The sequence below is a fragment of the Streptococcus loxodontisalivarius genome, assembly GCF_016908645.1.
Classification (GTDB): Bacteria; Bacillota; Bacilli; order Lactobacillales; family Streptococcaceae; genus Streptococcus; species Streptococcus loxodontisalivarius.
The window spans coordinates 1-7,200 of record NZ_JAFBEH010000070.1 but is presented as its reverse complement, the minus strand read 5'-3'; the positions used below and the strand labels follow the sequence as shown (position 1 = coordinate 7,200).

Annotated in this window: 6 protein-coding genes and 1 pseudogene; all 7 read left to right on the top strand. The window is 42.7% G+C overall.

All coding sequences use genetic code 11. The features are described 5' to 3' along the window. Positions 1–245 (top strand): annotated as a pseudogene (locus JOC28_RS10095) (hypothetical protein); the annotation flags it as partial. A gap of 70 nt (positions 246–315) precedes the next feature. Next, entirely contained in the window at positions 316–918 is a 603-nt protein-coding gene (locus tag JOC28_RS10090; RefSeq protein WP_205010558.1) for a nitroreductase family protein, read from the top strand. Between the two features lie 12 nt (positions 919–930). Beyond that, positions 931–2,337, top strand: a complete 1,407-nt coding sequence (gene pepV / locus JOC28_RS10085) for a dipeptidase PepV (protein ID WP_205010557.1) — start codon at positions 931–933, stop codon at positions 2,335–2,337. A 696-nt stretch (positions 2,338–3,033) separates the two neighbouring features. After that, a complete protein-coding gene (gene rlmD, locus JOC28_RS10080) occupies positions 3,034–4,404 on the top strand; it encodes a 23S rRNA (uracil(1939)-C(5))-methyltransferase RlmD (RefSeq protein ID WP_205010556.1) in 1,371 nt (456 codons plus the stop codon). A 213-nt stretch (positions 4,405–4,617) separates the two neighbouring features. Next, complete coding sequence (locus JOC28_RS10075) at positions 4,618–5,133, top strand: 3'-5' exonuclease (RefSeq protein WP_239548956.1); 516 nt, start codon at positions 4,618–4,620, stop codon at positions 5,131–5,133. A gap of 163 nt (positions 5,134–5,296) precedes the next feature. Further along, positions 5,297–5,974: a response regulator transcription factor gene (locus tag JOC28_RS10070; RefSeq protein ID WP_239548955.1), complete on the top strand. Its 678-nt coding sequence runs from the start codon at positions 5,297–5,299 to the stop codon at positions 5,972–5,974. Continuing rightward, positions 5,958–7,067 (top strand): sensor histidine kinase, encoded by a 1,110-nt coding sequence (locus tag JOC28_RS10065; RefSeq protein WP_239548954.1) that lies wholly within the window; start codon positions 5,958–5,960, stop codon positions 7,065–7,067. Before JOC28_RS10070 ends, JOC28_RS10065 begins: the two co-directional genes overlap by 17 nt. The last annotated feature ends 133 nt before the right edge of the window (positions 7,068–7,200 follow it).

Here is a 7,200-nt window from a genome sequence, read left to right as displayed (position 1 = left end):
ACTTTGATATCAAGCTTCGCTTGATTTTATCTGCAACCTCAAAAGGTTCCCCAAACCTTTTGAGCTATGCGGAGGTGGGAGTGAAACAGTCTGGGAATAGACTGTTTCAGGTCAGCAACTTAAAAGAAAGACTTGCTGACAAAATCGAATTCCTTCATCATATTGCTAAAACTATCTCTCAGATAGTTTTACTGTCCCACTCTCTTTTCTTTATTTTCAAGGGCCTTCCTATCATCTTTTGCTAAATCATGGTAGAATAGAGGTATCTTTTTAATTTGGGTGACGAGGTCATCTTGCAAAGAGGAAGGCAGGTCTATGAAATTTTTAGAGTTGAATAAAAAACGTCATGCCTATCGTCGTTTTAACGATAAGGAAGTGGACGTTAAGGATATCCGCACAGCTATTGAAATTGCTAGCTTGGCACCTAGTGCCAACAATGTCCAACCTTGGAAGTTTGTGATTGTCAAGGAGAAGAAGGACCAGCTAGCTGATCTTATGTACAGTACTAACAGGGATCAGGGTTTGGCTGCCCAATATGTGATTGCCATCTTCTCAGATTCAGATTTGGCCCAGCGTGCACGCAAGGTTGCTCGTATCGGCGTCAAGGATCTACCAGATGATCAGATTGGCTACTTTATGGAGACTTTGCCGCCACGTTTTGCAGCATTTTCTGAGGAAGATACCTCTATTTTCCAAGCATTTAATACTGGACTTGTGACCATGAATCTAGCATTAGCGCTGACTGACCAAGGCTTTGCTTCTAACATTATTGCAGGTTTTGACAAGTCAAAGGTTAATGAAATCTTGGACATTGACAGTCGATTTAGACCAGAAATCTTGGTGACTGTTGGTTACAGCGATGAAAAGCCAGAACCAAGCTACCGCCTACCAGTCGATAATATTATTGAAATGAGATAGTGAGGAAAAGAAATGACAATTAACTATAGAGCAGAAGTTGATAAACGCAAAGATGCCATGATGGAAGACCTCTTTAGTCTTCTCCGTATCAATTCAGAACGTGATGATAGCAAGGCTGACAAGGAACATCCTTTTGGACCTGGACCTGTTAAGGCCTTGGAGCATTTCTTGGCAATGGCAGAGCGTGATGGTTACAAAACTCGTAATATCGATAATTACGCTGGTGACTTCGAGTTCGGTCAAGGAGATGAAGTTCTAGGTATCTTTGCCCACTTGGATGTGGTGCCAGCTGGTAGCGGTTGGGATACTGACCCTTACGAGCCAACAATTAAGGACGGCAAACTCTATGCGCGTGGGTCATCTGATGACAAAGGTCCAACCATGGCTGCCTACTACGCCCTTAAAATCATCAAGGAACTTGGTCTTCCAACTTCTAAGAAGGTTCGCTTTATCGTAGGGACTGACGAAGAGTCAGGTTGGGGCGATATGGATTACTACTTCGCTAACAACGGTCTTAAGGATCCTGATTTCGGCTTTGCGCCAGACGCTGAGTTCCCAATCATCAACGGCGAAAAAGGCAATATTACTGAGTATCTTCATTTTGCTGGGGAAAATAGCGGAGCTTTCAAATTGCTTAGCTTTACTGGTGGTTTGCGTGAGAACATGGTACCTGAGTCAGCGACAGCAGTCTTCACATCAGATAGTAATCTAGCAGACTTGCAAGAAAAACTGAATGCATTTGTGGCAGAAGAACCAGTAACAGCAGAGCTTTCAGATGATAAGGGACAATTTAGCCTTACCGTTTACGGAAAATCTGCTCACGGGATGTCACCATTTGCAGGAATCAATGGGGCAACCTTCCTAGCTAAGTTCCTCAATCAATTTGATTTTGACGGCGCAGCCAAGGACTATCTCCGAATCGCAGGAGAAGTTCTCCATGAAGATTTCTACGCTAAGAACTTGGGCTTGGCTATTGTCGACGAGAAAATGGGTGAGCTTACAATGAATGCAGGAGTCTTTGCCTTTGACGCGGCTTCTGAGGATAACACCATTGCCCTCAACTTCCGCTACCCGCAGGGAACGGATGCTCAAACGCTCAAAGCAGGTCTTGATAAATTGCAAGGACCAAGCAAGGTCAGCCTTTCTGAGCATGAGCACACACCTCACTATGTGCCTATGGAAGATGAGTTAGTGTCAACGCTCTTGGCTGTTTACGAGCGTCAAACAGGGCTCAAAGGTCACGAACAAATCATCGGTGGAGGAACATTTGGACGCCTTTTGAAACGTGGCGTTGCCTTTGGTGCCATGTTCCCAGGCTATACCAACACCATGCACCAAGCCAATGAGTTTGCGGACGTTGAAGATCTCTACCGCGCCGCTGCCATCTACGCAGAAGCCATCTATGAGTTGATTAAATAAGTATGGTATAATGGAGAGACTAAAGTCTCTCTTTTGTCTTGTAAGTGAGAACTATTCCTGTTATTTATACCTATTTGCTTAATAAAAAGAAGAATCGCTATGGTAAAATAAGAGTTTTACCGTATAAGTATGGGAGTTTTGTATAGAAATAACAGACACAAGCGTACGAAGTACGTCGCCTCCGATAGTCTCCGCCGTGGTGCTAAGAGCGACAAAGTCGCTTGGGAGTGAAACAGTCCAGTGGACTGTTTCAGGTCTGAACCTTGAAATTGGAAAGCGAAGAGAAAAGACCCTAGGCTTTTCCTTTAGTAATGAAACCGAAGGTTTGCGACACTCAGTAGCGATTTCGATAATAAATCGCTACTGAGTTAGTGCATCGTTTAGGTTGTGTCCGATGAGAACAACCGACTTGACGATGTCTTACGATAATCTCTGATTTCTTGTCGTCACCCTCAAACAGTCCACTGGACTTTCGGCAAGTCTTAATTTTCAGTTGCCGACCTAAAACAATCCATTGGATTGTAGTGATGAAAGCTATGCTTTCTCTATTTCCCACCTCCAACAGTCTCCCAGACTGTTGGAGCCCCACCACTTAAGGAGACTATCAAAAAATCAAACAATGGGAATAATTTAAGTAGAAATTAGTCTTGTAAACCCACTAAAAATAGCAGAAGTTTAAGAAAATAAGGAAAAATCATGTTAGAAAAAAACGATATTATCAATGTGTCCATTGTGGACTTAACACACGAAGGAAAGGGTGTCGCTAAGATCAATGGCTTGGTCTTCTTTGTAGACAATGCCCTTCCTGGTGAAATCATCAATATGCGTATTCTTAAAGTCAAGAAAAATATTGGCTACGGAAAAGTTGAATCTTATGTTAAGAAATCTGAATTCCGCAATGAGGACTTGGATAGCGACTACCTCCGTTCTGGAATTGCAGATTTAGGTCACTTAGCTTATAGCGAACAGCTTAAATTCAAGCGTAAGCAGGTTGTCGATAATCTCTATAAAACAGCTAAAATCTCGGATGTTGAAATTACTGAAACGCTTGGTATGGAGACACCTTATGCTTACCGTAATAAGGCTGCGGTGCCCGTTCGCCGTGTCAACGGACTCTTGGAAACAGGTTTTTTCCGCAAGGGATCTCATGACTTGATGCCAATTGAAGACTTTCTCATTCAGGACAAGGAAATTGACCGTCTTGTGGTCTTTGTCCGTGATTTGCTCCGCCGATTTGACATCAAACCTTACGATGAAAAAGAGCAAACAGGTCTCATCCGTAACATCATGGTCCGCCGAGGCCATTATTCTGGACAAATCATGCTGGTTCTTGTGACCACTCGTCCGAAAGTTTTCCGCATCGAGCAGATGATTGAGAAGATTGTCGAAGCCTTTCCAGCTGTTACCTCTATCATTCAGAACATCAACGACCAGAACACCAATGCCATTCTTGGACGGGAGTTCAAGACCCTTTACGGTAGCGACACCATTAAGGACAGCATGCTGGGCAATGACTATGAGATTTCTGCTCAGTCCTTCTATCAAGTCAATACGATCATGGCTGAGAAACTTTACCAGACGGCTATCGACTTTTCAGACTTGTCGCCTGAGGACACCGTGATTGATGCCTACTCTGGTATCGGAACTATCGGTTTGTCATTTGCAAAGCAGGTTAAGCAGGTCTACGGAGTGGAAGTTATCGAAGCGGCGGTCGAGGATGCCAAGAAAAATGCTGCGCTCAACGGAATTGAAAATGCCAGCTATGTCGCTGACAGCGCAGAAAATGCCATGGCAGAATGGAGCAAGGCTGGTATCAAGCCAGATGTTATCCTAGTTGACCCACCACGCAAGGGCTTGACAGAGAGCTTCATCAAAGCCAGCGCAGCAATGGCACCAGCCAAAATCACCTACGTCTCATGCAACCCAGCAACCATGGCGCGTGACATCGCCCTCTACCAGGAATTGGGCTATAAATTGACTAAGGTTCAACCAGTAGATTTATTTCCGCAGACACATCATGTTGAGGCGGTTAGTTTGCTAGTCAAGGAGCAAAGCAATGAAGATTAGTATTTACTTCCGCCCATGCGATAGCTGTCCGTGATTGACAAGTGTTAGCACGAAGTCAGAACGGAGACAGCGAACCTCCGAAGCTGTGAGTCTTTTGGTCAAAACTGCAGATTAATGGTCTGACTTGCTTTCTTATTTCTAAGCAAGTCGCTAAAAAGGTCTACTGAACCTTTTTACTCCCACAGACACATCATGATGAGGTAGTTTCACTGCTTGTTAAAAAGAAAGAAAATAAAGTATAGAATTTATAATTATTTTGCCATAATTTTTAAAGACACATTGACTATTAAAAATAAAGCGTATAGTTATTTTTACTATGCCCGAGATTTGGAGGAGGACTCCGAAAGTGAACTGTCAGTTATTGAAGAATTTTTTAAGCTAGATGTTTCTCAATTTATCAAGTGGTATAAATATATTTTTGATGACCTTAAAGATGAGGGAATTAGCTACTATACATTACATGGTTCAAAAGGCTTAGAATTTGATAATGTAGTTGTTGTGTTACAGGATAATTTTGCTACGAAAAAGAATTATTGTAAATATTTTTTTGAAAATTTCGATAATCGAACTGACGATGATGAACGATTTAATGAAGTTCGTAATTTGCTTTATGTTGCTTGTTCTAGAGCAATAAAAAATCTGTATGTGATCTATATAACTGATATAAGAGAAGACATTTCAGAGAATATTGAGAGTATTTTTGGTGGTATTTCTAGTTATTGTATATAAATCTTCATTTAGAAACTAAAAAATATATTTACATACTTTTTTCAAAAACAATGTTATCTTTCAAAAAATAATTATGTCTTTAAGATAGTAATTATAAACATCTTCCCCATTTTGCACATCTGCCATTCTTCTAGTATAATAAGGACAGTTTAGTTGGGAGGTTATGATGAAGATTTTGGTGGTTGAGGACGAGTTGGATTTGCTGGAGTCCTTGGTTGAGGACTTGCGTTTGTCGGGATATGTTGTCGATCAGGCGACTGATGGGGAAATGGCAGAGCAGATGATTTATGAAGAGACCTATGATTTGGTGGTGCTTGATATCAATCTGCCCAAGCGCAGCGGTTTGTCTGTTTTGGAGGAAGTACGTTCCTATAACAAGGAGGTCAATATTATCATGCTGACAGCTCGGTCTGATGTGGAGGATAGGGTTTCTGCTTTAGACATGGGTGCAAATGACTATCTGCTCAAACCCTTCTATTTTCAGGAATTGGAGGCTCGTATCCGTTCTTTGCTTCGCCGAAAATCTGTCCAGCAGGATAGTCAATTGTCCTGCGGAGCTTTGACATTTGATACAAGTAGTCGCCAAGTCTTGGTTAATGGGCAGCAACTGACTTTGACCCGCAAGGAATTAGGCATTCTCGAATACCTTCTCCTTAATATGGGGCGTCATATCAGTAGCGAGGAGCTGATTGAGCATGTCTGGGAGGCTGACAGCAATAGCTTTTCAGGGACGGTTCGGGTTCATATTGCCAGCCTTCGTAAGAAACTCAAGGCTGAGCTGGGGCATAATATCATTCAGAATGTGATTGGAAAGGGCTACATCATTGAAGAAAAGCTTTAAATGGACGAGGTCAATCATCGGTCAGCTATCTTTGGCAATCCTATCGGTTTTTACAGTGATGACAGTCTTGTCAAATATGGCCATCAACTGGTACCAAACCTATTTAACGCATCAGCTGATGGAGAGTGTGGAGGCTGTTGATGCTCAGACAGTCTTCGTAGATGATTCTAGCATTCGTTCTATGTGGGAGTTTCGTCTTTTCTCTCTATCCGTTTTAGTGCTGACTTTGATTGTGGGCTCTGCGATTTTATACCTGCTCATTCGAAAAATCATGAAGCCTTTTCGTGACTTGGCAAACAAGGTGGAGGCTATCAATATCGACACGATCAGCCAGCACCAGCAGGAATTGGCTATGACGGGGCGCTCCATGGAGATGGAGCAGCTGACAACCGCCTTTAACAAGAGTCTGGACAAAATCAGTTCTTCCTATGAACATCAGCGCCAGTTTTCCAACGATGTGGCTCATGAATTGCGTCTGCCCTTGGCGATTATGCGCAGCAAGTTGGATCTTTATCAGAAGCAGAGCTCTGAGGATCCTCAAGCTAGCGCAGCCCTTTTTCAGACCATGGATAAGTCGGTCGATCGCCTGACTCAGCTGGTTGAGGGCGTGCTTCTTTTCAGCCGTCAGGTGGAGCCCAAGTTGGCTTGGGTGGATTTGACTGGGCTTTTGGAGGAGGTTTGCTTTGATTTGGAGGAAATGGCAGAGCAAAAACAGGTAGAGCTGTCTCTGGAGCTTGAGGACTGTGAGATTCAGACTGATGACCAACTCTTGGCGCGTGCGCTCTACAACCTGATCGAGAATGCCATCAAGTACAATGTGACGAATGGACGTGTTGAAATCAGCTTGTTTAGCAGAGCTGACCGAGTCAATCTGACGATTGCTGATACTGGATTTGGTATCAGCAAAGAAGATAAAAAGCACATTTTTGATCTTTTCTATCGTGTGGATCAAAGTCGTAACTCGGAGGTTGAGGGCTACGGGATTGGACTCAGTTTGACTGCCAAAATCCTTGATCAACTTGGAATCAGCATTCAAGTTACCGATAACGACCCCAAAGGAAGCGTCTTTCAATTAACTTTTAACCTTAAATAAATGATGAGAGGCTGGGAAAAACTCCTGGACCTCTTTATTTTTCTACCAATTGTCAAGTATTTCAATGCTTTAAAGAGAAAATAATTTTTAGACAGTAGATATTTTGAGATTACTATCTGATTTTTGCACTCAT

Excerpts from the sequence above, each read along its gene's own strand:
- pepV (WP_205010557.1), top strand. The coding sequence starts at position 931 with ATGACAATTAACTATAGAGCAGAAGTTGATAAACGCAAAGATGCCATG.
- JOC28_RS10070 (WP_239548955.1), top strand. The coding sequence starts at position 5,297 with ATGATGAAGATTTTGGTGGTTGAGGACGAGTTGGATTTGCTGGAGTCC.
- JOC28_RS10090 (WP_205010558.1), top strand. The coding sequence starts at position 316 with ATGAAATTTTTAGAGTTGAATAAAAAACGTCATGCCTATCGTCGTTTT.
- rlmD (WP_205010556.1), top strand. The coding sequence starts at position 3,034 with ATGTTAGAAAAAAACGATATTATCAATGTGTCCATTGTGGACTTAACA.